Source organism: Brevibacterium sp. CS2 (assembly GCF_005280295.1).
GTDB classification, from domain to species: domain Bacteria; phylum Actinomycetota; class Actinomycetes; order Actinomycetales; family Brevibacteriaceae; genus Brevibacterium; species Brevibacterium pityocampae.
In genome coordinates this window covers 2,972,476-2,995,832 of sequence record NZ_CP040020.1, presented here as the reverse complement: position 1 = coordinate 2,995,832, position 23,357 = coordinate 2,972,476, and the positions used below count along the sequence as shown (strand labels likewise).

At 71.5% G+C, this 23,357-nt stretch carries 19 protein-coding genes; 16 read left to right on the top strand and 3 right to left on the bottom strand.

What is annotated here, in order from left to right; genetic code table 11:
- The first annotated feature begins 42 nt into the window (after positions 1-42).
- Positions 43-1,629 (top strand): ribonuclease J, encoded by a 1,587-nt coding sequence (locus FDF13_RS13445; RefSeq protein WP_254668983.1) that lies wholly within the window; start codon positions 43-45, stop codon positions 1,627-1,629.
- Positions 1,630-1,718: 89 nt separating this feature from the next.
- Here FDF13_RS13445 and FDF13_RS13440 read toward each other — a convergent pair whose 3' ends face one another.
- The gene (locus tag FDF13_RS13440) at positions 1,719-2,468 is read right to left on the bottom strand and encodes an IclR family transcriptional regulator (RefSeq protein WP_137320089.1); all 750 of its coding nucleotides are present in this window, start codon (positions 2,466-2,468) and stop codon (positions 1,719-1,721) included.
- Between the two features lie 3 nt (positions 2,469-2,471).
- Positions 2,472-4,418, bottom strand: coding sequence for an L-lactate permease (locus FDF13_RS13435; protein ID WP_137320088.1), 1,947 nt, complete (start codon positions 4,416-4,418; stop codon positions 2,472-2,474).
- A gap of 353 nt (positions 4,419-4,771) precedes the next feature.
- Between FDF13_RS13435 and FDF13_RS13430 the strand changes: the two genes are divergently transcribed.
- The 13 genes from FDF13_RS13430 to dapF all read left to right on the top strand — a co-directional run bounded on the left by FDF13_RS13430 (position 4,772) and on the right by dapF (position 18,971).
- Positions 4,772-6,178, top strand: coding sequence for an FAD-binding oxidoreductase (locus FDF13_RS13430; RefSeq protein WP_137320087.1), 1,407 nt, complete (start codon positions 4,772-4,774; stop codon positions 6,176-6,178).
- Positions 6,179-6,625 (top strand): heme-binding protein, encoded by a 447-nt coding sequence (locus FDF13_RS13425; RefSeq protein WP_137320086.1) that lies wholly within the window; start codon positions 6,179-6,181, stop codon positions 6,623-6,625.
- 96 nt (positions 6,626-6,721) lie between these two features.
- Positions 6,722-8,323, top strand: a complete 1,602-nt coding sequence (gene aceB, locus FDF13_RS13420) for a malate synthase A (RefSeq protein WP_137320085.1) — start codon at positions 6,722-6,724, stop codon at positions 8,321-8,323.
- A 293-nt stretch (positions 8,324-8,616) separates the two neighbouring features.
- On the top strand, positions 8,617-11,304 hold the full coding sequence (locus FDF13_RS13415; RefSeq protein ID WP_137320084.1) for a DNA translocase FtsK: 2,688 nt from the start codon (positions 8,617-8,619) through the stop codon (positions 11,302-11,304).
- Between the two features lie 12 nt (positions 11,305-11,316).
- Complete coding sequence (gene pgsA / locus FDF13_RS13410; protein WP_137320083.1) at positions 11,317-11,931, top strand: CDP-diacylglycerol--glycerol-3-phosphate 3-phosphatidyltransferase; 615 nt, start codon at positions 11,317-11,319, stop codon at positions 11,929-11,931.
- Positions 11,928-12,461, top strand: coding sequence for a CinA family protein (locus FDF13_RS13405; protein ID WP_137320082.1), 534 nt, complete (start codon positions 11,928-11,930; stop codon positions 12,459-12,461). Before pgsA ends, FDF13_RS13405 begins: the two co-directional genes overlap by 4 nt.
- Before the next feature lie 184 nt (positions 12,462-12,645).
- The gene (locus FDF13_RS13400) at positions 12,646-12,969 is read left to right on the top strand and encodes a helix-turn-helix domain-containing protein (RefSeq protein ID WP_137320081.1); all 324 of its coding nucleotides are present in this window, start codon (positions 12,646-12,648) and stop codon (positions 12,967-12,969) included.
- The gene (locus FDF13_RS13395) at positions 12,970-13,197 is read left to right on the top strand and encodes a DUF3046 domain-containing protein (RefSeq protein WP_137320080.1); all 228 of its coding nucleotides are present in this window, start codon (positions 12,970-12,972) and stop codon (positions 13,195-13,197) included.
- 265 nt (positions 13,198-13,462) lie between these two features.
- The gene (gene recA / locus FDF13_RS13390) at positions 13,463-14,587 is read left to right on the top strand and encodes a recombinase RecA (RefSeq protein ID WP_137320079.1); all 1,125 of its coding nucleotides are present in this window, start codon (positions 13,463-13,465) and stop codon (positions 14,585-14,587) included.
- Positions 14,574-15,314: a regulatory protein RecX gene (locus FDF13_RS13385; RefSeq protein ID WP_254668812.1), complete on the top strand. Its 741-nt coding sequence runs from the start codon at positions 14,574-14,576 to the stop codon at positions 15,312-15,314. The genes recA and FDF13_RS13385 overlap by 14 nt, the downstream gene beginning before the upstream one ends.
- A 163-nt stretch (positions 15,315-15,477) precedes the next feature.
- Positions 15,478-16,977: a tRNA (N6-isopentenyl adenosine(37)-C2)-methylthiotransferase MiaB gene (gene miaB, locus FDF13_RS13380; RefSeq protein ID WP_137320078.1), complete on the top strand. Its 1,500-nt coding sequence runs from the start codon at positions 15,478-15,480 to the stop codon at positions 16,975-16,977.
- Positions 16,978-17,094: 117 nt separating this feature from the next.
- A complete protein-coding gene (miaA, locus tag FDF13_RS13375; RefSeq protein WP_137320077.1) occupies positions 17,095-18,006 on the top strand; it encodes a tRNA (adenosine(37)-N6)-dimethylallyltransferase MiaA in 912 nt (303 codons plus the stop codon).
- Between the two features lie 38 nt (positions 18,007-18,044).
- Positions 18,045-18,971, top strand: a complete 927-nt coding sequence (gene dapF, locus FDF13_RS13370) for a diaminopimelate epimerase (RefSeq protein ID WP_137320076.1) — start codon at positions 18,045-18,047, stop codon at positions 18,969-18,971.
- 105 nt (positions 18,972-19,076) lie between these two features.
- On the opposite strand, the gene FDF13_RS13365 is transcribed toward dapF, so the two are convergent.
- Positions 19,077-19,697, bottom strand: coding sequence for a class I SAM-dependent methyltransferase (locus FDF13_RS13365; RefSeq protein ID WP_175406985.1), 621 nt, complete (start codon positions 19,695-19,697; stop codon positions 19,077-19,079).
- A 206-nt stretch (positions 19,698-19,903) separates the two neighbouring features.
- On the opposite strand from FDF13_RS13365, the gene hflX reads away from it, so the two are divergent.
- Together hflX and FDF13_RS13355 are read left to right on the top strand one after the other, a co-directional pair.
- Positions 19,904-21,355 (top strand): GTPase HflX, encoded by a 1,452-nt coding sequence (hflX, locus tag FDF13_RS13360; protein ID WP_137320513.1) that lies wholly within the window; start codon positions 19,904-19,906, stop codon positions 21,353-21,355.
- Positions 21,352-23,328 (top strand): ATP-dependent DNA helicase, encoded by a 1,977-nt coding sequence (locus FDF13_RS13355; RefSeq protein ID WP_137320074.1) that lies wholly within the window; start codon positions 21,352-21,354, stop codon positions 23,326-23,328. Before hflX ends, FDF13_RS13355 begins: the two co-directional genes overlap by 4 nt.
- The last annotated feature ends 29 nt before the right edge of the window (positions 23,329-23,357 follow it).

Sequence of the window (23,357 nt, the reverse complement as noted above, 5' to 3'; positions counted from 1 at the left end):
CGCATAGTCGCTCTCGGCGGCCTCGGCGAGGTCGGCCGCAACATGACCGTGTTCGAGTACCGCGGCAAGATCCTCATCGTCGACTGCGGCGTCCTCTTCCCCGAGGAGGAGCAGCCCGGCATCGACCTCATCCTGCCGGACTTCAGCTACCTCGACGGCCGGATGGACGACATCGTCGGCCTCGTCCTCACCCACGGCCACGAGGACCACATCGGTGCCGTGCCCTACCTCCTCAAGCGCCGCGCCGACATCCCGATCCTCGGCTCCGTGCTCACGCTCGCACTCATCGAGGCGAAGCTCAAGGAGCACCGGATCAAGGCGACCACCCGCGTGGTCAAGGAGGACGACACCGACCAGCTCGGCCCGTTCGACCTCGAGTTCGTCGCCGTCAACCACTCGATCCCCGACGCGCTCGCCGTGTGCATCCGGACCGGCGCCGGAACCGTGCTCCACACCGGCGACTTCAAGATGGACCAGCTGCCGCTCGACCGCCGGATCACCGATCTGCGCGCCTTCGCCCGACTGGGCGAGGAGGGCATCGACCTGTTCCTCACCGATTCGACGAACGCGGACGTGCCCGGCTTCACCTCGTCGGAGAAGAACATCGGCCCGGTCCTCGAGACCCTGTTCGGCACCGCGGAGCGGCGCATCATCGTCGCCTCCTTCGCCTCGCACGTCCACCGCGTCCAGCAGGTGCTCGAGGCGGCGAACGCCCACGGCCGCAAGGTCGCTCTCGTCGGCCGCTCGATGGTCCGCAACATGAAGATCGCCCAGGACCTCGGCTACCTCCACGTGCCCCACGGCGTGCTCATCGACCTCAAGGACGTCGACAAGCTGCCCGACGACCAGGTCGTGCTCATGTGCACCGGCTCGCAGGGCGAGCCGATGGCCGCCCTGTCCCGGATGGCCGCCGGCAGCCACCGGATCGAGGTGGGGGAGGGCGATACCGTCATCCTCGCCTCCTCGCTCATCCCGGGCAACGAGAACGCCGTGTTCCGCGTCATCAACGGGCTCATGAAGCTCGGGGCGAACGTCATCCACAAGGGCAACGCCAAGGTCCACGTGTCCGGACACGCCTCGGCCGGCGAGCTCCTCTACTGCTACAACATCGTCAAGCCGCGCGGCGTCATGCCGGTCCACGGCGAATGGCGCCACATGCTCGCCAACGCGCAGCTCGCGATGGACACCGGGGTGCCCGAGGATCACGTCGTGCTCGCCGACGACGGCTGGGTCGTCGACCTCAAGGACGGGCGCGCCGAGGTCGTCGGCGCCGTGGACTGCGAGTACGTGTTCGTCGACGGCTCCTCGGTGGGCGAGGTGACCGAGGCGGACCTCCGCGATCGGCGCACGCTCGCCGACGAGGGCTTCGTGTCCGTATTCATGACCGTCGACTCCAAGCGCGGGGAGATCCTCGCCGGCCCGATCGTGCACACGCGCGGCGTCGCGGAGAGCGACGCGGTGTTCGATTCGATCCGCCCGAAGATCGAATCCGCGGTCAAGGACGCTCTCGCGAGCGGGACCAAGGACGAGCACCGGCTGCAGCAGGTCATCCGCCGCACGCTCGGCCGCTGGATCTCCTCGAAGCTGCGCCGCAAGCCGATGATCGTCCCGATGGTCGTCATCGTCTGAGCCGACTGCCCGCCACGGAGCTCGCCGCCCGAGTGTGTGAAGAGCCTACCCACCCCGCGGGGTGGGTAGCTCTTCACATCCGTGCGGGTTCAGCCCCGGTCGTAGGCGTGCCAGCGCTCGGCGAGCCCGGCGGCGGTCGCGCTGAGGGCGCGGGCGACCTCGGCGAAGGTCTGGGGGGTGAGCCGGGAGGACGGCCCGGACACCGACAGCCCGGCCGGTGCCGGTCCGCCGGGGACGGCGACCGCGAGGCAGCGCACCCCGACCTCCTGCTCTTCGTCGTCGACGGCGTAGCCCACCTCGCGGGCGCGTGCGATCTCGCCGAGCAGCGCCTCGACATCGGGGGCCGGGCCGCCGTCCACCGGCGGGAGGGCGAGCAGTCCGCGGGCCTCCTCGACCGGCAGCGCGGCGAGCACCGCTTTGCCGACCCCGGTGTTGTGCAGCGGCACGCGGCGGCCGACCTCGGTGAACATCCGCATCGAGCGCGGCGAGGCGGCCTGGGCCACGTAGGTCATGGAGTCGCGGGTGAAGAATGCGAGGTTGACGGTCTCCCCGAGCGACTCCGCGAGCTCCGCGAGGAGCGGCTGGGCCTCCGCGCCCGTCTGGTGCGCGGCGACGGCGCCGAGGCGCACCAGCCGGGGCCCGAGCGAATAGCTCCGGTCGGCGAGCTGGAGCACGATCCCGCGCGCGGCGAGCGTGCCGAGGATCCGGTGCACCGTGGGCACCGGGAGCCGGATCGCCGTGGCGAGATCCTTGCTCCGCGCCGCACCCCCGGCGTCCGCGAGGGCTTCGAGGACGTCGAGGGTGCGGTCGACCGATTGGACGCGCTGGGGCGAGGACACGGTTCAGCGGCGGCCGGCGGGCCCGGTGCCGCCGGGGCGGTCGGCCCCATCGGTGGCGCGGTCGCCCGTACGATCGGCGTGCGGATCCGCGGCGAGGGAGCCGGCCGGGACCTCGGCGGCCGCGCGCTCCTGCTCCTCGTCGACCGGGAGCAGCTCGTCGTTGTCCCGGCCGCTGGAGCGGGAGAGCAGGACGAACGTCACCGCGAGGCCGATGAGGATGAGCGCGAACATGATCGTGCCGATGTTGAGGCCGGGCCCGAATACCATCATGTAGGCGATCGATCCCGCCGTGAGGCAGTAGACGGCCATCGGGATGATCGTCTTGCGGATGATGTCGCCCTCGCGACCGAGCAGGCCGACGGTCGCGGCGGCGGCGACGACGTTGTGGACCGCGACCATGTTGCCGGCCGCACCGCCCACCGCCTGCGCAGCGACGACGGTCTCCGGCGAGGACGCACCGATATTCACGCCGGTGGTGAACTGGAACTGCGAGAACATGAGGTTGGACACGGTGTTCGACCCCGCGACGAACGCGCCGAGCGCCCCGACGAAGGGTGCGGCGAGCGGCCAGTTGTGACCGAGCGTCTCTGCCGCCGCCGACGCGAGCGTCACCGGCATCGAATCCATGCCCGCAGCGTTGTAGTCCGGGCCCGAGTTGATGAACACCCGGACCATCGGGACCGAGCACAGGAGTGCGACGGCCGCACCCGCGATCTGCCCGCCGGCGAGCTTCCACGCGGCGGCGACCTGGCGGCCGCTCATGCGGTGGAGCGCGATGGTGATGAGCGAGGCGAGGACGAAGAGCGCACCCGGCGAGTAGATCAGGTCCATGTTCTGGTTGATCGGGGTGCCGAAGATGCCCTCGACCTTGATGACGGCGGGGCCGGTGAGGAATGCCTTGACCGCCGGGATGTTGCGGGTGATGAGGAGGAGGACGACGACGATGAGGTACGGCGCCCAGGCCTGCACGAGCGGCATCCGCTTCTTGAGGTGCGAGGCCTCCGCGGCCGGGCTGACCGTTCCCATCCAGCGCTCGGGCCAGCGGTAGCGCGGCGCGAACTCCCAGGTGTCCTTGGGGGTGAGGAAACCGGCGCGGGCGGCGGGCACGACGATGAGGAGGCCGACGAGGCCGCCGATCATCGAGGGGAACTCCGGGCCGAGGAAGGTGGCGACGAGGAGGTAGGGGACGATCATCGCGAAGGCGGCGAAGATCGCGAAGGGTGCGACGGCGAGCCCGTCGGCGAACCGGCGGCGGCTGCCGAAGAAGCCTGTCATGAAGCAGCACAGGGTGAGCGGGATCAGGATGCCGCAGATCGCGTGGATGAGCGCGACCTGGCCGGCGGTGTGCGCGACGAAGCCGAGCTGATCGAGGCCGAGCACGCCGGCGCGCTCGGCGACATCGGCCGACATCGCGCCGGTCTCATCGGCCAGGCCGTTGCCGATGCCGGTGAGCATGGGGGTGCCGACCGCGCCGAAGCTCACCGGGGTCGACTGGATGATGAGGCCGAACAGCACCGCGGCGATCGCGGGGAAGCCGAGGGCGAGCATGAGCGGAGCGACGACCGCGGCGGGTGCGCCGAATCCGGCCGCGCCCTCGATGAAGCTGCCGAACAGCCAGGCGACGATGATGACCTGGACGCGACGGTCGGCGGACACGGAGATGAACCCGGCGCGGATCGTGTCGATCGCCCCGGACTTCGTCACGGTGGCGAGCATGACGAGCGCACCGAACACGATCCACAGCAGGCCGATGGCGACGAGGATGCCCTGCACGATCGAGGCGCCGATGGTCACGAGGTCGATCTGCCAGGCGAAGAACGCGACCGCGGCCGCGACGACGAGGCTGATGGGCATGGCGATCGCTGCGGGCATCCGGAAGCCGAGCAGCAGCACGCCGGCCACGATGATCGGGAGGAGCGCGAGCAGCGCCGCGACGAAGAGGTTGTCCATGTCATTCCTGTCTGCGGGGGAGCCGCATGAAGTGTCGGGTCGGCACGTCCCCGCGAGGCGGCGGTGCCCGAGCGGGGTGTGACTCCAATCACGGTGACAGTAGAGCATGCCGCAGCACTGTGCAAGCGTTCGATGAGTGCTTCCCGGGGAACCGGATGTGAGCGATCCCCGGCGATTCGGGAGGCCGGACTTCCGCAGGGCGGAAGAACGTTCTCGAAATGAGACCGGGCTTTGTAGTCTGATTTCGCATTGTGGAATCGCGATTTCATTCTCAAGGGAGTAGATTGCGAGTGACGAAGGTGTCGCACCTCATACTCGGCCGCGCGGCCCGCGGCCCGGGAAGGACGGAAGCCATGACCACCGTGGACGCCACGACCACTGCACAGACGCTCGAGGAGCTCGCCGCCCAGCTGCCCGACGGGGCGGTCATCACTGACCCCGTGAAGATGGAGGCCTATCGCTGGGACCGCGCCAACGACCCCGACGCGGGCATGCCGCTCGCGGTCGTCCGCGCCACCTGCACCGAGGACGTCCAGGCCGCCGTGCGCTTCGCGGCCGCGACGAACACCCCGGTGGTGCCGCGCGGAGCCGGTTCGGGGCTGTCCGGCGGATCCACCGCGCAGAACGGTGCGATCGTGCTCTCCGTCGAGCGGATGCGGGAGATCCGGATCGACCCGCTCACCCTCACCGCCGTCGCCCAGCCCGGCGCCATCAACGCCGAGGTCAAGGACGCGGCCGCGGAGCAGGGTCTGTGGTACCCGCCGGACCCGGCCTCCTTCGAGTTCTGCTCGATCGGCGGGAACATCGCGACGAACGCCGGCGGCCTGTGCTGCGTGAAGTACGGCGTGACCACCGACTACGTGCTCGGGATGAAGGTCGTGCTCTCCGACGGCCGCCTCGTCACGCTCGGCGGGCCGCGCCTCAAGGACGTCGCCGGGCTGTCCCTGACGAAGCTGTTCGTCGGCAGCGAGGGCACGCTCGGTATCATCACCGAGGTGACCCTGCGCCTCATCCACATCAAGCGCAATCCGAGCACCCTCGTCGCGACCTTCCGGACCCTCGACGACGCCACTCGTGCGGTGCTCGGCATCACCCAGCAGATGCGCCCCTCGATGCTCGAGTTCATGGACCGCCCGACGATCAACGCGGTCGAGGACGAGACCCGGATGGGCCTCGACCGGGAGGCCGCCGCGATGCTCATCGTGCAGTCCGACGAGCCGGCCGGCTACGCCCAGCACGAGATCGAGACCATCGCCGAGGTGTGCGAGGCGAACAACGCCACCGAGTGCTATCACACGGACGACCCCGACGAGGGCCAGGCATTCATCGCCGCCCGGCGCATCGCGATCCCCGCGGTGGAGAAGAAGGGCACGATCCTCCTCGAGGACTGCGGCGTGCCGCTGCCCGAGCTCGGGCGCCTCGTCTCCGGCATCGAGGAGATCAGCCGCAGGCGCGAGGTGCTCGTCGCCGTCATGGCCCACGCCGGGGACGGCAACACCCACCCGCTCGTCGTGTTCGACCCCACCGACGACGCGCAGCGCGAGCGCGCGCACGTGGCCTATGGCGAGATCATCGACCTCGCGGTCTCGCTCGGCGGCACGATCACCGGCGAGCACGGGGTGGGTCGCCTCAAGCGGCCGTGGCTCGGCGACTACCTGGGTCCGGACGTCCTCGAGCTCAACCACCGCATCAAGAACGCCCTCGACCCGCAGGGCATCCTCAATCCGGGCACCGTCTTCGAAGCCCAGGAAGGACGCTGAATGACCCCCGATACGACCGCCCCGGTCTACACCACCGTTCCCGTCATCACCCACGACACCGCCGCCCGTGCCGTCGCGCTGACGATCGAGGAGGGGGAGAGGGTCGGTGTGCGCGCCTGCGCGACGATCGTCGACCCCGCCCTCGGGCTCGTCGCCTACGGCCGCGCCGACGGCATGACGCCGCACAGCGTCGAGACGAGCCGGCGCAAGGCGAACACCGCCGCCTCCACCCGCCGGCCCAGCGCGCTCATGAACCCCGAGCTCGCGCAGAAGCTCGAGCACGGCACCGGCGGCCTGCTCACGAGCATCGCCGGCGGGGTGCCGCTCGTGTTCGACGGCACCCTCGTCGGCGGCCTCGGCGTCGCCGGCGGCAAGCCCGACGAGGATGCGGTGATCGCCGCGGCCGTGCTCGAACGGCTCGGGGCCGAACCTCCGGCGACGGCCTGACCCGGCCCACCGCACCGCACCGGGCCATCCGTCCGCCACAGTCCATCGCGCCACCCGCACCAGACCGCACCCGCACCCGACACTGAGGAGTCCCTCATGACCACGACCCCGATCGACCTGCCCGACGGCCTCGAGATCACCGGCGAGATCAAGCCGGAGCACCTGTCCGTCCTCACCCCCGACGCCCTGCAGCTCATCGTCTCGCTGCACCGCGCCTTCGCCGGCACCCGCCAGGAGCGCCTCGCCGCCCGCAAGGACCGCCAGGCCCGCCTCGACGCCGGCGAGGAGCTCGACTTCCTCGAGGAGACGAAGGCGATCCGCGAAGACGACTCGTGGAAGGTGGCACCGCCCGCCCCCGGCCTCGAGGACCGCCGCGTCGAGGTCACCGGCCCGACCTACCGCAAGATGACGATCAACGCGCTCAACTCCGGGGCCAAGGTGTGGCTCGCCGACCAGGAGGACGCGAACACCCCGGCCTGGGACTCCGTGCTCGGCGGCCAGGTCAACCTGCTCGACTCCCTCAACCGGGAGATCGACTTCGTGTCCGAGCAGGGCAAGGAGTACACGCTGCGCCCGGACGAGGAGCTGCCGACCATCGTGGTCCGCCCCCGCGGCTGGCACCTCGAGGAGAAGCACATGCGGATCGACGGCGAGATCGCCTCGGGATCGCTCGTCGACTTCGCCCTCTACCTCGCGACCGCCGGCAAGGTGCAGATCGAGAAGGGCCGCGGCCCCTACTTCTACCTGCCCAAGATGGAGTCGCACCTCGAAGCGCGCCTGTGGAACGACGTGTTCATCCACGCGCAGGAGGCGCTCGGGATCCCGCGCGGCACCATCCGCGCCACCTGCCTCATCGAGACCTACCCGGCGGCGTTCGAGATGGAGGAGATCCTCTACGAGCTCCGCGAGCACTCCGCCGGCCTCAACGCCGGCCGCTGGGACTACATCTTCTCCGTCATCAAGACCCACCGTGCCAAGGGCGAGGACTGGATCCTCCCCGACCGCGCCCAGGTCACCATGACCGTGCCGTTCATGCGCGCCTACACCGAGCTCCTCGTGCGCACCTGCCACAAGCGCGGTGCCCACGCGATCGGCGGCATGAGCGCGTTCATCCCCTCCAAGGACGAGGCCGCCAACACCAAGGCCTTCGACCAGGTGGAGAAGGACAAGTCGCGCGAGGCGAACGACGGCTTCGACGGCTCGTGGGTCGCCCATCCCGGAATGGTCGAGGCCTGCCGCGCCGAGTTCACCAAGGTGCTCGGCGACAGCCCCAACCAGATCGACAAGACCCGCGAGGACGTCGCCGTCACCGCCGCCGACCTCCTGTCGGTCAAGGACACCCCCGGTGAGATCACCGAGGCCGGTCTGCGCGCGAACATCTCCGTGGGCATCCAGTACGTCGGGGCGTGGCTCAGCGGCAACGGCGCGGCCGCGATCAACGGGCTCATGGAGGACGCCGCGACCGCGGAGATCTCCCGCTCGCAGGTGTGGCAGTGGCTCCACTTCGGCGTCACCCTCACCGACACCGGGGAGGCCGTGACCAAGGAGCTCGTCGACCGGCTGATCGACGAGGAGGTCGACTCGCTGCCCGGCGGTGCCGCGCAGTGGGGCACCTCGAAGGACCTCTTCGCCCGCATGGCGACGGCCGAGGAGTACCACGACTTCCTCACCATCCCGGCCTACGAGCTGCTCGACTGATCCGAGTCGCACCGGCCGAGGCCGGTCCTGCCGCCCGGGCAGGCGACGCGGGGGCATCCACCGATCGGTGGGTGCCCCCGCGGCGTTCGCGGTGAGGACACAGGGTGCGCGAATCCCGGTTCCCGGACCCGCTTCCCCGTACCATGGGGATCATGGCGACCAGTACGACTTCCCCCGCTGCTGGTACCGGCACCAGGCGTCGACGCAGCGCGTCGACCGCACCCACCGGACGTGCGGGGGCACACGAGACCGACCCGAACGTGGTGACAGGTGCATGGATGGGAGTGGCCCGCATGGCAGGCAACAGGACCCGCAAGGTGCTCACCGAGACCCCCGATGAGCAGAGCCCGACCCGACGCGACGGCACCGCCTTCTTCCTCGTCGGGCTCGCGATCGTCGTCGCCGCCTTCGAGTGGTGGAACATCCCCGGCGCATTCGGCAACGGCGTGCGCGCCGTCATCGAGGGCTCCCTGGGGCGCGTCGCGCTCTCCCTGCCCGTGCTGCTCCTCGGCTACGCCGTGCGCCTGTTCCTGCGCGGCGAGGACACCCGCGGCAACAACCGGATCCTCATCGGTCTCATCGCCTTCGTGCTCGCCGCCGCCGGGCTCGCCCACATCGCGGCGGGCAGCCCCGGCTTCGCGAACTCGCGCGAGGCGATGATCAACGGGGGAGGGGCGCTCGGCTTCATCGTGTCCTCCCCGCTCGTCGCCGCGACCACGGTGTACGTCGCCGTCCCGCTCCTCGTGCTCCTCGGACTGTTCTCGCTCCTCGTCATCACGGCCACCCCGGTCAACACGATCCCGCAGCGTCTCCACGGCCTCTACACCCTGCTCGTCGGCGGGGAGGCCGCGCCCCGCGAGGCCGCCGGAGCCGAGGACACCGACCTCGTGCGCGACAACCGCACGACGAGCACGCTCAGGCCGGTGATGGGCGCCAAGCGCCGCTCCCGGAAGAAGAAGGACGACTCCGCTCCGCAGTATGAGAAGGAGGAGGAGAAGGCCTACGACAAGGCCTACATCCACGACGCGGAGGTCGACCCCGACGCTCCCGCCGCCCCGGCCCCGGAGCCGGAGCTCTACGACGTCGACGCCGAACCGCGGGTCCGCCCCGGTCAGCGCCGCCCCACCCGGGCGGAGAAGGAAACGGCCAAGCTCAAAGTCGACCTCGGGATGGAGGACGAGGCGACTCGCGTCATCGACCGCGAGCCCGACCCCGAGGCCACCGTCCCCGCCGTGTCCACCCCGGCTCCGCAGGCCACCGGCGAGCTCCCGCAGCGCGTCGAGCAGCTCACGCTGGCCGGTGACATCACCTACACCCTCCCGAGCTCCGATCATCTGCTCGCCGGCCCTCCGGCGAAGGAGCGCTCCGAGGCCAACGACCGGGTCGTCGAGGCGCTGCGCGACGTGCTCGAGCAGTTCAACATCGACGCCGAGGTCACCGGGTTCTCCCGCGGCCCGACGGTCACCCGCTACGAGGTCGAGCTCGGCGCCGGCACCAAGGTGGAGAAGGTCACTGCGCTGAGCAAGAACATCGCGTACGCGGTTGCGAGCGCCGACGTGCGCATCCTGTCCCCGATCCCGGGCAAGAAGGCGATCGGCATCGAGATCCCCAACGCGGACCGCGAGACCGTCGCGCTCGGCGACGTGCTGCGCTCGCAGGCCGCGCGGAAGACCGACCACCCGATGGTCGTCGGCGTCGGCAAGGACGTCGAGGGCGGCTTCGTCGTCGCCGACCTGTCGAAGATGCCCCACCTGCTCGTCGCCGGCGCGACCGGCTCCGGCAAGTCGAGCTTCATCAACTCGATGATCACCTCGATCATGATGCGCGCGACCCCGGACGAGGTGCGCCTCATCCTCGTCGACCCCAAGCGCGTCGAGCTCACGATCTACGAGGGCATCCCGCATCTCATCACCCCGATCATCACCAACCCCAAGAAGGCCGCAGAGGCGCTCGAATGGGTCGTCCGCGAGATGGACGCACGCTACGACGACCTCGCGCAGTTCGGGTTCAAGCACGTCAAGGAGTTCAACAAGGCCGTCCGCGAGGGCCGTGTGCAGGTGCCGCCCGGCTCCCAGCGGGTGCTCCAGCCGTACCCGTACCTCCTCGTCGTCGTCGACGAGCTCGCCGACCTCATGATGGTCGCCCCGCGCGACGTCGAGGCCTCGATCCAGCGGATCACGCAGCTCGCCCGTGCCGCCGGCATCCACCTCGTCCTCGCCACCCAGCGCCCGAGCGTCGACGTCGTCACCGGCCTCATCAAGGCCAACGTGCCCTCGCGGCTCGCCTTCGCCACCTCCTCGCTCGCGGACTCCCGCGTCGTGCTCGACCAGCCGGGCGCGGAGAAGCTCATCGGCCAGGGCGACGCCCTGTTCCTCCCGATGGGCGCGGCGAAGCCGATGCGCGTGCAGGGTGCGTGGATCAACGAGAGCGAGATCGAGAAGGTCGTCTCCCACGTCAAGGGCCAGCTCACGCCGGTCTACCGCGAGGACGTCGCGGTGGAGAAGCCGGCGAAGCAGATCGACGAGGAGATCGGCGACGACCTCGACCTCCTGCTCCAGGCCACCGAGCTCGTCGTCACCACCCAGTTCGGCTCCACCTCGATGCTCCAGCGCAAGCTCCGGGTGGGCTTCGCCAAAGCCGGGCGCCTCATGGACCTCATGGAGTCCCGCGGCATCGTCGGCCCCTCGGAGGGGTCGAAGGCCCGCGACGTCCTCGTCACCCCCGAGGACCTGCCGGGCACGCTCGCGGTGATCCGCGGCGAGGAGCCGCCGGCGGGAGCGGCCGCGCCCACCGGTGCGGGTGCGGCCGGTGCCGCAGGTGCGGGAGCCGGTGCCGCCGAAGCGGCGGGCGCGGCGTACGGCGCCGACCCCGACGCCGAGCCCACCGACGTCGTGCCGACCGTCGGGGACATCGATCCGGACACCGGGCTCGAGGTCGTCGAGGCCGGCGGCGAGGACGCCTGGGATCTCACCGGCAGGTAGGCTGGAGCGGTGATGACCGAGAAGCCGCAGCCGAGTCCGTGGAACCTGCCGAATGCGCTCACCGTGCTGCGCATCCTGCTCGTCCCGCTGTTCCTGTTCCTGCTGCTCGGCCATGACGGCCTCGACCCGATGTGGCGCCTCGGCGCGTTCGTCGTGTTCGGTCTGGCGATGCTCACCGACAAGATCGACGGGGACCTCGCCCGGCGCTACGACCTCATCACCGACTTCGGCAAGATCGCGGATCCGATCGCCGACAAGTCCCTCATGGCCGCGGCCCTCATCGGCCTCGCCCTCATCGGTGCGCTGCCGTGGTGGATCCCGATCGTCATCCTCGTCCGCGAATTCGGGATCACCGTGCTCCGGCTGCTCATCGTGCGCAGAGTGGTGCTGCCGGCCTCGAAGGGCGGCAAGCTCAAGACGCTCCTGCAGACGATCGCGATCGGCCTCTTCATCGTGCTCCTGCCGCTGGCCGCGGTCGTCCCCGACGGCGTGACGATCGCCGTCATCGTCATCGCCTGGGTCGTCATGACCGCCGCCGTCATCGTCACCCTCGTCACCGGGATCGACTACTGCATCCAGATCGCCCGGCTGCTGCGGGAGCCGCGCGAGCCCCGCGCCCGCGCATGAGCGGCCCACCGGACCCGGACCCCGCCGTCGCCGAGGTCGTGACCGGTCTCGTCGAGCACGGACTCACCCTCGCGACCGCGGAGTCCCTCACCGCCGGCCTCATCGCCGCGACCCTCGTCACGGTGCCCGGCGCCTCGGCCGCGGTGCGGGGCGGTCTCATCACCTACGCCACCGACCTCAAGGCGCGTCTCGCCGGGGTCGACCCCGCGCTGCTCGACCGGGTCGGTCCGGTCGACGCCGAGGTCGCGAAGCAGATGGCGCAGGGCGCGGCCCGGGTGTGCGGCGCCGACCTCGGACTCGCGTGCACCGGAGTGGCCGGCCCGGACCCGCAGGACGGGAAGCCGGTGGGCCTCGTCCACCTCGCACTCGCCCATGCCGACGGCACCGAGCACGCGGCGCACCGCTTCTCCGGCGACCGGGCGGCGATCCGCGCCGCGACGACGGCCGCGGGGATCGCGCTCCTCGCGGAGCACCTGCGCAGCCGCGGTGCACCAGGTCCCGGGACCGGGCGTGGCCCGGTTCGGCAGTAGCCCTGCGGCAGCGTCACAGTTCGCTGTCAATCGCCCGCGCAGGCCGGAGCGGGATGGAGCAGCCGGGTGCGGTGCGGGTAGGCTACAGGGAACAAATCGGTGGCGTCGGCGGTTGCATCCTTCACATGGATAGAGTTCTGAACCGTGACCGCACCCACCGTCCGCTGCTACCGGGAGGATCGTCATGACGCTGCTGCGCACCGAGATCGGCGACTCCCTGCGTGCCGCCCGCCGGCGCCAGAACCGCACTCTGCGCGACGTCTCCACCGGCGCGAGCGTGTCGCTCGGCTACCTCAGCGAGATCGAGCGCGGCCAGAAGGAGGCCTCCTCGGAGCTCCTGTCCGCGATCTGCGAGGCCCTCGATCTGCCCGTGTCCTCCCTGCTCCGCGAGGTCAGCGACCGGTTCGCGATCAGTGAGGGCGTGGAGATCCCGGACACCGTCCCGGTGGAGATGTCCCGGCGCGTGCTCCAGGGCGAGCCGGCCGATGCCCTGGCCGGGCCCGCCTGAATGCGTCACACGCTCTACTGGACGTTGATGAACGAGGAGTTCGGACAGGTCCGTGCGGAATCCCTCCACACCGACCTCGCCCTGTCCACGCTGGGCTCACGCACCGCGGCCGAGGCCTTCGACGCCGGCATCGAGCCGCGCGACATCTGGACCGCGATCTGCGAGGCCACCGGCGTGCCGCCGGAGCGGCGGCTCGGCCGCGACACCCCGCGCGCAGCACCCTTCTGAGGAGGCGTGCGCCCGTTGCCGGTGCCGGGTGCTGGGGACAGGCGACGACGGCCCGCCGTCCGCGGGTCACAGCATCGCCACGACACGCCCGCACATATCGAACAGGTGTTCCCATTCCGGGTTAGGATGGGTCCCATGACGGGTTCGGCTGTGACCCGGGGACGTGCGCACCGCCGTCTCCATCCACAGCCGGACCGCTGATCCGGACCCGTGTCCGTGCCGCGTTCTAGAGTGCTGGCAGACGGACCCACCCAAGGAGGAACCCATGGCAGCACGCACCCCCCGCTCACCGCAGGCCGGCTCGGCGGACAACAAGTCCAAGGCGCTCGAGGCCGCGCTCGGCCAGATCGACCGCCAGTACGGCAAGGGCGCCGTGATGCGCCTGGGCGACGAGACCCGCGCCCCGATCGAGTACATCCCGACCGGCTCGATCGCCCTCGACATCGCGCTCGGCATCGGCGGGCTCCCGCGCGGCCGCGTCGTCGAGATCTACGGCCCGGAGTCCTCGGGCAAGACGACCGTGGCGCTCCACGCCGTGGCGAGCGCCCAGCGCGCCGGCGGCATCGCCGGCTTCATCGACGCCGAGCACGCGCTCGACCCGGAGTACGCGAAGAAGCTCGGCGTCGACACCGACCAGCTGCTCGTCTCGCAGCCGGACACCGGTGAGCAGGCGCTGGAGATCGCGGACATGCTCATCCGCTCCGGAGCGCTCGACGTCATCGTCATCGACTCCGTCGCCGCGCTCGTCCCCAAGGCGGAGATCGAGGGCGAGATGGGCGACTCCCACGTCGGCCTCCAGGCCCGCCTCATGTCCCAGGCGCTGCGCAAGATCACCGGTGCGCTCGCCCACTCGAAGACCACCGCGATCTTCATCAACCAGCTCCGCGAGAAGGTCGGCGTGTTCTTCGGCTCCCCGGAGACCACCTCCGGTGGCAAGGCGCTGAAGTTCTACGCCTCGGTGCGCCTCGACGTGCGCCGCATCGAGACGCTCAAGGAGGCCGGCGAGGCCGTCGGCAACCGCACCCGCGTCAAGGTCGTGAAGAACAAGATCGCCCCGCCCTTCAAGCAGGCGGAGTTCGACATCATCTACGGCCAGGGGATCTCCCGCGAGGGCAGCCTTATCGACATGGGCGTGGACAACGGCATCGTCCGCAAGTCCGGCTCCTGGTTCACCTACGACGGGGACCAGCTGGGGCAGGGCAAGGAGAACGTCCGGAACTTCCTCCGCGACAACCCGGGCCTGGCCGAGGAGATCGAGCTCAAGATCAAGCACAAGCTCGGCCTCATCGCCGAACTCCCGGACGCGCCCGCCGAGGATGCCGCAGCACCGGCACCGGCACCGGCCGACGACCCGGCGGCCGCGCCGGAGAAGAGCAATGTCGACTTCTGACGCGCACCGCCGCGAGGACCGTTCCGCGGAGGCGGTCCTCGCGGCGGCCCGGCAGGCCATCGACGAGGTCATGGCCCGCTCGAGCAGCGGGGCCACCGGCGATTCCGGTGCCGCCGGGTCACCTGACGGTGGCGCACCGCTGCCCGGCGGGCTCGCCGGGGTGTGGCGGGGTGCCGAGCGCGCCCCGGTGCCTGCTGAACCTGCAGCACCTGCGGCATCCGATGCCGAGGACGAATCCGCGGCACTCGCCGGCGGGGTGAGCGCGGACGACCCGGAGTACAAACGCGCGAAGAAGCGGGCGCTCAACATGCTCGCCGCCCGTGACCATGCGACCGAGGAGCTCCGGTCGAAGCTCCTGCGCAAGGAGCACCCCGAGGACGTCGTCGACACCCTGCTCGACCGGCTCACCGCCTCCGGGCTGCTCGACGACGAGCAGTTCGCCGCCGGCTTCGTGCGCGCCCGCCGGGAATCCCGCGCGCTCTCCGTACGGGCCCTCCGCCAGGAGCTCACGAAGAAGGGGATCCCCGAATCCGTCAGCGAGCACGCGCTCGAGGACATCGACGACGAGTTCGACCTCGCCTACGAGGTCGCGCTGAAGAAGGCGCGGAGCACCGCGAACCTGCCCCACGACACACGCCTGCGCCGCACGCTCGGCATGCTCGCCCGGCGCGGCTTCCCCCAATCCGTGTGCATGGCCGCAGCCCGCCGTGCCCTCGAGGACGCCTGAGCATTCCGAGGGCGCGTTCGATTCCCGCGACGCACCCTGGCTCGCGACGTTCCCCTGTCCGTGACGTCCCCCTGTCTTCGACTCTCCCGACCCGGCGTTCCCGGAGTCGACGGCCATGGAGCCTTCGGGGCAGCACGGGAGGCCTCGGTACACTGGAGCCCTGATGACTGACACCACCGCACCCCCGCTGCCGCTGACGGAGGCCCCCGCAGATGCCCGCACCTACGCGGTGACGACCTACGGGTGCCAGATGAACGTCCACGACTCCGAACGGCTCTCGGGCCTCCTCGACGACGCAGGCTACCGGCCGGCCCCCGTCGGCGAGACCGCCGACATCGTCGTGTTCAACACCTGCGCCGTCCGTGAGAACGCGGACAACCGCCTCTACGGCAACCTCGGACGCCTCGCCCAGGTCAAGAAGGAGCGCCCGGGCATGCAGATCGCCGTCGGCGGCTGCATGGCCCAGAAGGACCGCGCCGCGATCGTCGAGCGGGCCCCGTGGGTCGACGTCGTGTTCGGCACCCACAACATGGGCTCGCTGCCTGCGCTCCTCGACCGCGCCCGCCACAACGAGGAGGCGCAGGTCGAGATCCTCGAGAGCCTCGACGTGTTCCCCTCGACCCTGCCCACTCGGCGGGAGTCGCACCATTCCGGCTGGGTGTCGATCTCCGTCGGCTGCAACAACACGTGCACCTTCTGCATCGTGCCCGCGCTGCGCGGCAAGGAGAAGGACCGCCGGCCCGGCGACATCCTCGCCGAGGTCCAGGCACTCGCCGCCGACGGCGTCATCGAGGTCACCCTGCTCGGCCAGAACGTCAACTCCTACGGGGCGGAGTTCCGCGACCGCGGCGCCTTCGCCAAGCTGCTCCGCGCCGTCGGCGCGGTCGAGGGGATCGAGCGGGTGCGCTTCACCAGCCCCCACCCGGCGGCGTTCTCCGACGACGTCATCGACGCGATGGCGGAGACTCCCACGGTGATGCCGCAGCTCCACATGCCGCTCCAGTCCGGCTCGGACCGGATCCTCAAGGCGATGCGCCGCTCCTACCGCACCTCGCGGTTCCTCGGCATCCTCGAGAAGGTGCGCGAGCGCATCCCGCACGCCGCGATCACCACCGACATCATCGTCGGCTTCCCGGGGGAGACCGAGGAGGACTTCCAGGGCACCCTCGACATCGTCCGCCGGTCCCGCTTCGCCCAGGCCTTCACCTTCCAGTACTCCAAGCGTCCCGGCACGCCGGCGGCGGACATGCCCGACCAGCTCCCCAAGGAGGTCGTGCAGGAGCGCTTCGAGCGACTCGTCGCCCTCCAGGACGAGATCTCCTGGGAGGAGAACCGCGCCCAGGTGGGCCGCCGGGTCGAGGTGCTCGTCACCTCCCTTCCCGACAGCGAGCACCACCGGTACACCGGCCGTGCCGCCGACAACCGGCTCGTCCACGTCGGCCCCACCGGCCCGCTGCCCACCGTGCGTCCCGGCGACGTCCTCAGCGCCGAGGTGAGCGAGGCCCGGCCGTTCTTCCTCATCGCCGACGGTCCGGCCCTCGTGCGGCCCACCGCCTCCGGCGACGCCTGGGACCGCGCACAGGCCGACTCCTGCGGCACCGGCGGCGGCGCACCCGGCGGGCCCACCGTGCTCGGCATGCCCACCCTGCGCCCCCGGAGCTGATCCGTGCCGGCCCGCGCCGCACACCCCGACGGCCCCGGAGCATCTCACGGCCCCGAAGACCCGGTCGATCCCGCGCACCCGGACGGGCCCGACCGCCCGGACGCCTCCGACCATCCCGTGATCAACGTCGTCGGCGCGACCGCGACCGGCAAGTCCGAGCTCGCGATCGCCCTCGCCCAGCGCCTCGGCGGGGAGATCATCAACGCCGATGCGATGCAGTTCTACCGCGGCATGGACATCGGCACCGCGAAGCTCGCGCCCGGCGAGCGCGGCGGCATCGCCCACCACCTCCTCGACATCCTCGACGTCGACGAGGACGCCTCCGTCGCGACCTTCCAGCACGAGGCGCGCGCCCTCATCACCGCGATCCGCGGCCGCGGGCACGTGCCGATCCTCGTCGGCGGCTCCGGCCTCTACGTGCGCGCCGCGACCGACCGGATGGCGTTCCCCGGCACCGACCCGCAGGTCCGGGCCCGGCTCGAGGCCGAGGCGCACGACCACGGCAGCACGGTCCTCCACCGGCGGCTCGCCGGGCTCGACCCGGAGGCGGCGCGGACCATCGCCCCGGCCGACACCCGGCGAGTGGTGCGCGCCCTCGAAGTGCTTGAGATCACCGGCGAGCCCTTCAGCGCCCAGCTGCCGCGTTACGAGTACGCCCTGCCCACCGTGCAGGTGGGGCTCGCCCTCGACCGGGCGACCCTGCACGAGCGGATCGCAGCCCGCGTCGAGCGCATGTGGGAGGCCGGCTGGGTCGACGAGGTGCGCGCCCTGCTGCCGCGCGGCCTGCTCACCGGCACCACCGCCCGGCAGGCGATCGGTTACGCCCAGATCGTCGACCTGCTCGCCGGCCGCGTCGCCGAGCTCGCCGCCCGCGAATCGACGATCGTGCGCACCCGCCAGTTCGCCAAGCGGCAGGACACGTGGTTCCGGCGCGACCCCCGGATCCGCTGGCTGCCCGCGGGCGCCTCGGCCGTCGATCGCGCTCTCGAGGTCCTCAGGGCGGACGGCGGCGCGCAGCGGCAGCGGTAGATCGGGGCGGCAGCAGAGCGGAGCAGTAGACTGGCCGGGTGACTACGTACGCACTCACCCGGGGCCACGGCACCGCCAACGACTTCGTCCTCCTCGCCGATCTCGACGGCGCCGCCGACCTCTCTCCCGAAGCGGTCGCCCTGCTGTGCGATCGTCGGCGCGGCGTGGGCGGCGACGGTCTCATCCGGGTGGTCCGTTCGGCAGCGGCAGGGATCCCCGAAGCCGTGGACGCCCACACGGTCGGTGCCGAATGGTTCATGGACTACCGCAACGCCGATGGCTCGATCGCGGAGATGTGCGGCAACGGCGTGCGCGTCTTCGCCCACTGCCTCGTCGAGCACGGCCTCGCCGACCTCGCCGCCGGACCGCTCGCCGTGGGCACCCGGGCCGGCGTCAAGCACGTCACCCGGGTCCCGGACCCCACCGGCGCGCAGGAGGCCTGGTACCGCGTCGACATGGGCCGCTGGGAGTTCCCGCGCTCGATCACCGAGGGTGCCGACTCACTCGTCGACACCGCCGGCATCGACGTCCCCCGTCCGGCGATCAGCGTCGACATGGGCAACCCCCATACCGTCGTCGCGCTCGCCGGGGCCGAGGAGCTCGCCGCCGCCGACCTCACCCGGCTCCCGGCCGTCGACCCGCTGCCCGCGCACGGCACCAACGTCGAGTACATCGTCATCGAGCCCGACCACGACGGCGATCCGTCGACCGGCCGGCTCGCGATGCGCGTCCACGAGCGCGGGGTGGGGGAGACGCAGTCGTGCGGCACCGGGGCCTGCGCCGCCGCGCTCGCCGCCCGCTTCTGGGCCGGGGAGCACGGCCCGACGACGTGGACGATCACCCTGCCCGGCGGCACCGTCGAGGTCGAGATCAGCGAGAGCTCGGTCGCCCTGTCCGGTCCTGCCGTGCTCATCGGCGACGTGGTGCCGACCGCGGAGTTCGCCGCAGCCCTCGCCGCGCGCTGACAGGCCGCGCAGCTCCCGGATCCTCGCCCTATCAGCCTGTGTGTGCGCGGGACCGTGTGCCGGCGAGCGGAGATCAACGGTTCCGGAAGGTATGATCCCCGGCTCTCAGTCGGCTGAGCGCGTCACGACGAGGACGCGGAAGCCCTTCGCCGAGGAGTGCTTGGCCACCGTGTAGCCCGCGCCGAGCATGTCGGCGATCCACACCCGGAGCGAATCGGCGCCGAGGTTCTTCGACACGACGAGCCACGCCTGCCCGCCCGGGGCGAGCCTCGGCAGCCAGGTCTCCAGCAGCCCGTGGAGGACCTCCTTGCCCACCCGGATCGGGGGGTTTGACCAGATCGCGTCGAACGCGATGTAGGCGGGCACCTCGGCGGCGGTGACGGTCCGGATCGCATCCAACCCGAGGTCGCGGGCGTTGCGGGCGGTGAGCTCGAGGGCCCGCTCGTTGACGTCGAGCGCCCAGATCCGCACCGCGGTCCCCGCTTGACGCGCCTCGAGACCGGCCTGCAGGGAGATCGGCCCCCAGCCGCACCCGAGGTCGAGCAGCTCCCCGGCCGGCGGCTCCGGCAGCGCCTTGAGCAGCACCTGCGTGCCGAGGTCGAGTCGGCCGGGGGAGAACACGCCACCGGCCGTCGTCACCGCGACCTCCCGGCCCGCGAGCCGGGCGGTGATCGTCCGGAGCGGCCCGGGCGCGGAAGGATTCGCGGAGAAATAGTGTTCAGTCATCACGCCCATGGTAATCCGCGCACCGGCCGCCGCCCGGCGCGCCTGTGGGAGAATGGAAGACCGACCACTACCGAGAGAAGTCGATGCCCGTGACCGGATCCACCCCGGATTCCCCCGTCGATCGTCCGACGACCGACCAGCCGTCGAACGGCACCCCGCACGACGACCCGAGCACCGCCCCGACCAGCGAGGACCGGCGGCGCGCGATGATCGACCGCGTCCTCTCCCGCGCCGGCACCGCGCTCACCGACGAGCAGCTCACGCACGAGGACGAGACCCAGCTCGACGTGCTCGAGCGGCGCGCCCTGCGCCGCGTCGACGGACTGTCGACCGAGCTCGAGGACGTCACCGAGGTCGAGTACCGGCAGCTGCGCCTCGAGAAGGTCGTGCTCGCCGGGCTCTACACCTCCGGCACCGCGCTCGAGGCGGAGACCTCCCTGCGGGAGCTCGCCGCGCTCGCCGAGACCGCCGGCTCGACCGTGCTCGACGGCCTGCTCCAGCGTCGTGACACCCCGGACCCGGGGACGTTCTTCGGGCGCGGCAAGGCCCAGGAGCTCGCGGAGATCGTCGCCGCCGTCGGCGCGGACACCGTCGTCGTCGACTCCGAGCTCGCCCCCGGCCAGCGGCGCGGGCTCGAGGACGTCGTCAAGGTCAAGGTCATCGACCGGGTGGCGCTCATCCTCGACATCTTCGCCCAGCACGCCAAGAGCCGCGAGGGCAAGGCCCAGGTCGAGCTCGCCCAGCTCGAGTACCTGCTGCCGCGGCTGCGCGGCTGGGGCGAGTCGATGTCCCGGCAGGCCGGCGGCCGGGTGGCCGGCGGTGAGGGCATCGGCTCGCGTGGTCCGGGTGAGACGAAGATCGAGCTCGACCGGCGCCGCATCCGCACCCGGATGGCCAAGCTCCGCAAGCAGATCAAGGCGATGGAGCCCTCGCGGGAGACCAAGCGCGCCAACCGGACGCGCAACCACGTGCCGAGCGCGGCGATCGTCGGCTACACCAACGCCGGCAAGTCCTCCCTCCTCAACCGGCTCACCGCCGCCGGCGTCATGGTGCAGAACGTCCTGTTCGCCACCCTCGACCCGACGGTGCGGCAGGCGCAGACGGCCGACGGCCGCGACTTCACCTACACCGACACCGTGGGCTTCGTCCGCAACCTGCCCCACCAGCTCGTCGAGGCGTTCCGCTCGACCCTCGAGGAGGCCGCCTACGCCGACCTCCTCGTCCACGTGGTCGACGCCTCCCACCCGGACCCGACGAGCCAGATCCAGGCGGTGCGCGATGTCCTCGCCGACGTCGACACCGCCGACATCGGCGAACTCATCGTCTTCAACAAGGCCGACATCGCCGACCCGGTCGCCCTCTCCGCGCTGCTCCGCGCGCACCCGGGTGCGCTCGCGGTGTCCGCCGCGACCGGGGCGGGGATCGCCGAGCTCGAGGCGCGCATTGCCGAGCTCCTGCCCGAGCCCGAGCACGAGCTCACCGTCCTCCTGCCCTACGACCGCGGCGACCTCGTGTCCCGCATCCACGACGAGGGCACCGTGCTCGAGGAGAAGCACCTGGCGGAGGGCACCGCAGTGCAGGCGCGCGTCGACTCCGACCTCCTCAGCGAGCTCGAAGAGTACCGCAAGCCGGACATGTTCTCCGGGCCGGCTGCGTGACCGCGACCGCCGACCTCCTCGCGAGTGCCGTCGCCGCGCTCGGCGGCAGCCCGCGGGAGGGACAGCAGACCATGGCCGAGGCCGTCGCCGGCGCGCTCGGCTCGGAGACCCACCTCCTCGTCCAGGCCGGCACCGGGACCGGGAAGTCGCTGGCCTACCTCGTGCCCGCGCTCGAGCACGCCGTGCGCACCGGCGAGCGGGTCGTGGTGTCGACGGCGACCCTGGCGCTGCAGAACCAGATCGTCAACCGCGACGTGCCCCGCCTGCTCAAGGCGCTCGGCGGAGACCTCGAGCGCAAGCCGCGCGCCGCGGTCCTCAAGGGCCGCCGCAACTACGTGTGCAAGCACAAGCTCGACGGCGGCTACCCCGATGACGCGCTCGGCATGCTGTTCGACCTCGGGGCCGACGACGCCGCTGGGCGCGGCTCCGCCTCGGGGTCCGCGTCCGCGCTCGGCGAGGAGATCCAGCGGGTGCGCAGCTGGGAGCGGATCACCGAGTCCGGGGACCGCGACGACCTCGTCCCCGGTGTCTCCGACCGGGCCTGGGCCCAGGTGTCGGTCAACGCCTTCGACTGCCTCGGCTCGAAGTGCCCGGTGTTCGAGGAGTGCTACGCGGAGCGGGCGAAGATCGCCGCGGCCGCAGCCGACCTCGTCGTCACCAACCATGCGCTGCTCGCGATCGACGCCTTCGGGGACCACGCGGTGCTGCCCGAGCACGACGCCGTCGTCATCGACGAGGCCCACGAGCTGCGCGACCGGGTGACGAACGCGCTCTCCGGTTCGCTCACCGTCGCCATGCTCCACGCCGCCGCGCAGGCCGCGCGGAAGAACACCGCCGTGCAGGACGGGGTGATCGGGCTCCTCGAGACCGCCGCCTCCGCCTTCGACAAGGCGCTCCAGGCGACCACCGAGGGGCTGCTCCAGGTCTGGCCCGAAGCGCTCACCACCGCCGTCATCGCCGTCCGCGACGCCGCCCGGCAGATCATCGCCGAGGCCGGTCGCGGCACCGAGTCCAAGGAGGCCGACGCCGGCCTGCAGATGGCCCGGGCCCGCCTCCAGGAGGTGTTCGAGCTCGCCGAGCGGATGAGCGAGCTCGCCGACAACGACGTCACCTGGGTCACCCGCTCGACCTTCCGGGAGACGGAGACCGTCTCCCTCGTCGTCGCTCCGCTCAGCGTCGCCGGCACCATGCGCAACGGGATCTTCGCCGAGTCCACCGTCGTCGCCACCTCGGCGACCCTGGCACTCGGCGGCCGGTTCGAGCCCGTGGCCGCCTCGCTCGGCCTCGCCGGTCCCGAGGCGCCCCGGTACGACGCGATCGACGTCGGCTCCCCGTTCGACTATCCCAAGCAGGCGATCCTCTACGTCGCCTCCGGGCTGCCCCGACCGGCGCGCAGCGGGCTCAACGAGGAGATGATCGCCGAGCTGCGCGAGCTCGTCACCGCCTCACGCGGCGGTGCGCTCGGACTGTTCTCCTCCCGCTTCGCCGCCGAGCAGGCCGCGACGGCCCTGCGCGAGACGCTCGACACCCCGATGCTGCTCCAGGGGGAGGAGTCGCTCGCCGCGCTCGTCGCCCGGTTCTCCGCGGAGGACGACACCTCGCTGTTCGGCACGATGTCGCTGTGGCAGGGGGTCGACGTGCCGGGCCGCACGTGCCGGCTCGTCGTCATCGACCGGATCCCGTTCCCGCGCCCCGACGACCCCCTCACCCGTGCGCGCACGCAGGCCGCCGAGCGGAACCGCGCCAACGGCTTCATGACGGTCAGCGCCACCCACGCCGCGCTCCGGCTCGCGCAGGGGGTCGGCCGGCTCATCCGCACCACCGACGACCGCGGCGTGGTCGCCGTGCTCGATTCCCGGCTGCGCACCGCGCGTTACGGAGGCTTCCTCGCCGATTCGCTGCCCCCGATGTGGCGCACCGAGGACGGCGCGGCCGTGCGCTCCGCCCTCTCCCGCCTCGCCGAGCAGGACTGAGGCCGACCGCCGGGGTACGACGAGGGCGG

What these genes read in the sequence shown, in the direction of transcription:
- FDF13_RS13445 (WP_254668983.1), top strand. Translation starts at nt 43, where the DNA reads ATGACCGTGTTCGAGTACCGCGGCAAGATCCTCATCGTCGACTGCGGC.
- FDF13_RS13435 (WP_137320088.1), bottom strand. Translation starts at nt 4,418, where the DNA reads ATGGACAACCTCTTCGTCGCGGCGCTGCTCGCGCTCCTCCCGATCATC.
- FDF13_RS13430 (WP_137320087.1), top strand. Translation starts at nt 4,772, where the DNA reads ATGACCACCGTGGACGCCACGACCACTGCACAGACGCTCGAGGAGCTC.
- FDF13_RS13425 (WP_137320086.1), top strand. Translation starts at nt 6,179, where the DNA reads ATGACCCCCGATACGACCGCCCCGGTCTACACCACCGTTCCCGTCATC.
- aceB (WP_137320085.1), top strand. Translation starts at nt 6,722, where the DNA reads ATGACCACGACCCCGATCGACCTGCCCGACGGCCTCGAGATCACCGGC.
- FDF13_RS13415 (WP_137320084.1), top strand. Translation starts at nt 8,617, where the DNA reads ATGGCAGGCAACAGGACCCGCAAGGTGCTCACCGAGACCCCCGATGAG.
- pgsA (WP_137320083.1), top strand. Translation starts at nt 11,317, where the DNA reads ATGACCGAGAAGCCGCAGCCGAGTCCGTGGAACCTGCCGAATGCGCTC.
- FDF13_RS13405 (WP_137320082.1), top strand. Translation starts at nt 11,928, where the DNA reads ATGAGCGGCCCACCGGACCCGGACCCCGCCGTCGCCGAGGTCGTGACC.
- FDF13_RS13400 (WP_137320081.1), top strand. Translation starts at nt 12,646, where the DNA reads ATGACGCTGCTGCGCACCGAGATCGGCGACTCCCTGCGTGCCGCCCGC.
- FDF13_RS13395 (WP_137320080.1), top strand. Translation starts at nt 12,970, where the DNA reads ATGCGTCACACGCTCTACTGGACGTTGATGAACGAGGAGTTCGGACAG.
- recA (WP_137320079.1), top strand. Translation starts at nt 13,463, where the DNA reads ATGGCAGCACGCACCCCCCGCTCACCGCAGGCCGGCTCGGCGGACAAC.
- FDF13_RS13385 (WP_254668812.1), top strand. Translation starts at nt 14,574, where the DNA reads ATGTCGACTTCTGACGCGCACCGCCGCGAGGACCGTTCCGCGGAGGCG.
- miaB (WP_137320078.1), top strand. Translation starts at nt 15,478, where the DNA reads ATGACTGACACCACCGCACCCCCGCTGCCGCTGACGGAGGCCCCCGCA.
- FDF13_RS13365 (WP_175406985.1), bottom strand. Translation starts at nt 19,697, where the DNA reads ATGACTGAACACTATTTCTCCGCGAATCCTTCCGCGCCCGGGCCGCTC.
- hflX (WP_137320513.1), top strand. Translation starts at nt 19,904, where the DNA reads ATGATCGACCGCGTCCTCTCCCGCGCCGGCACCGCGCTCACCGACGAG.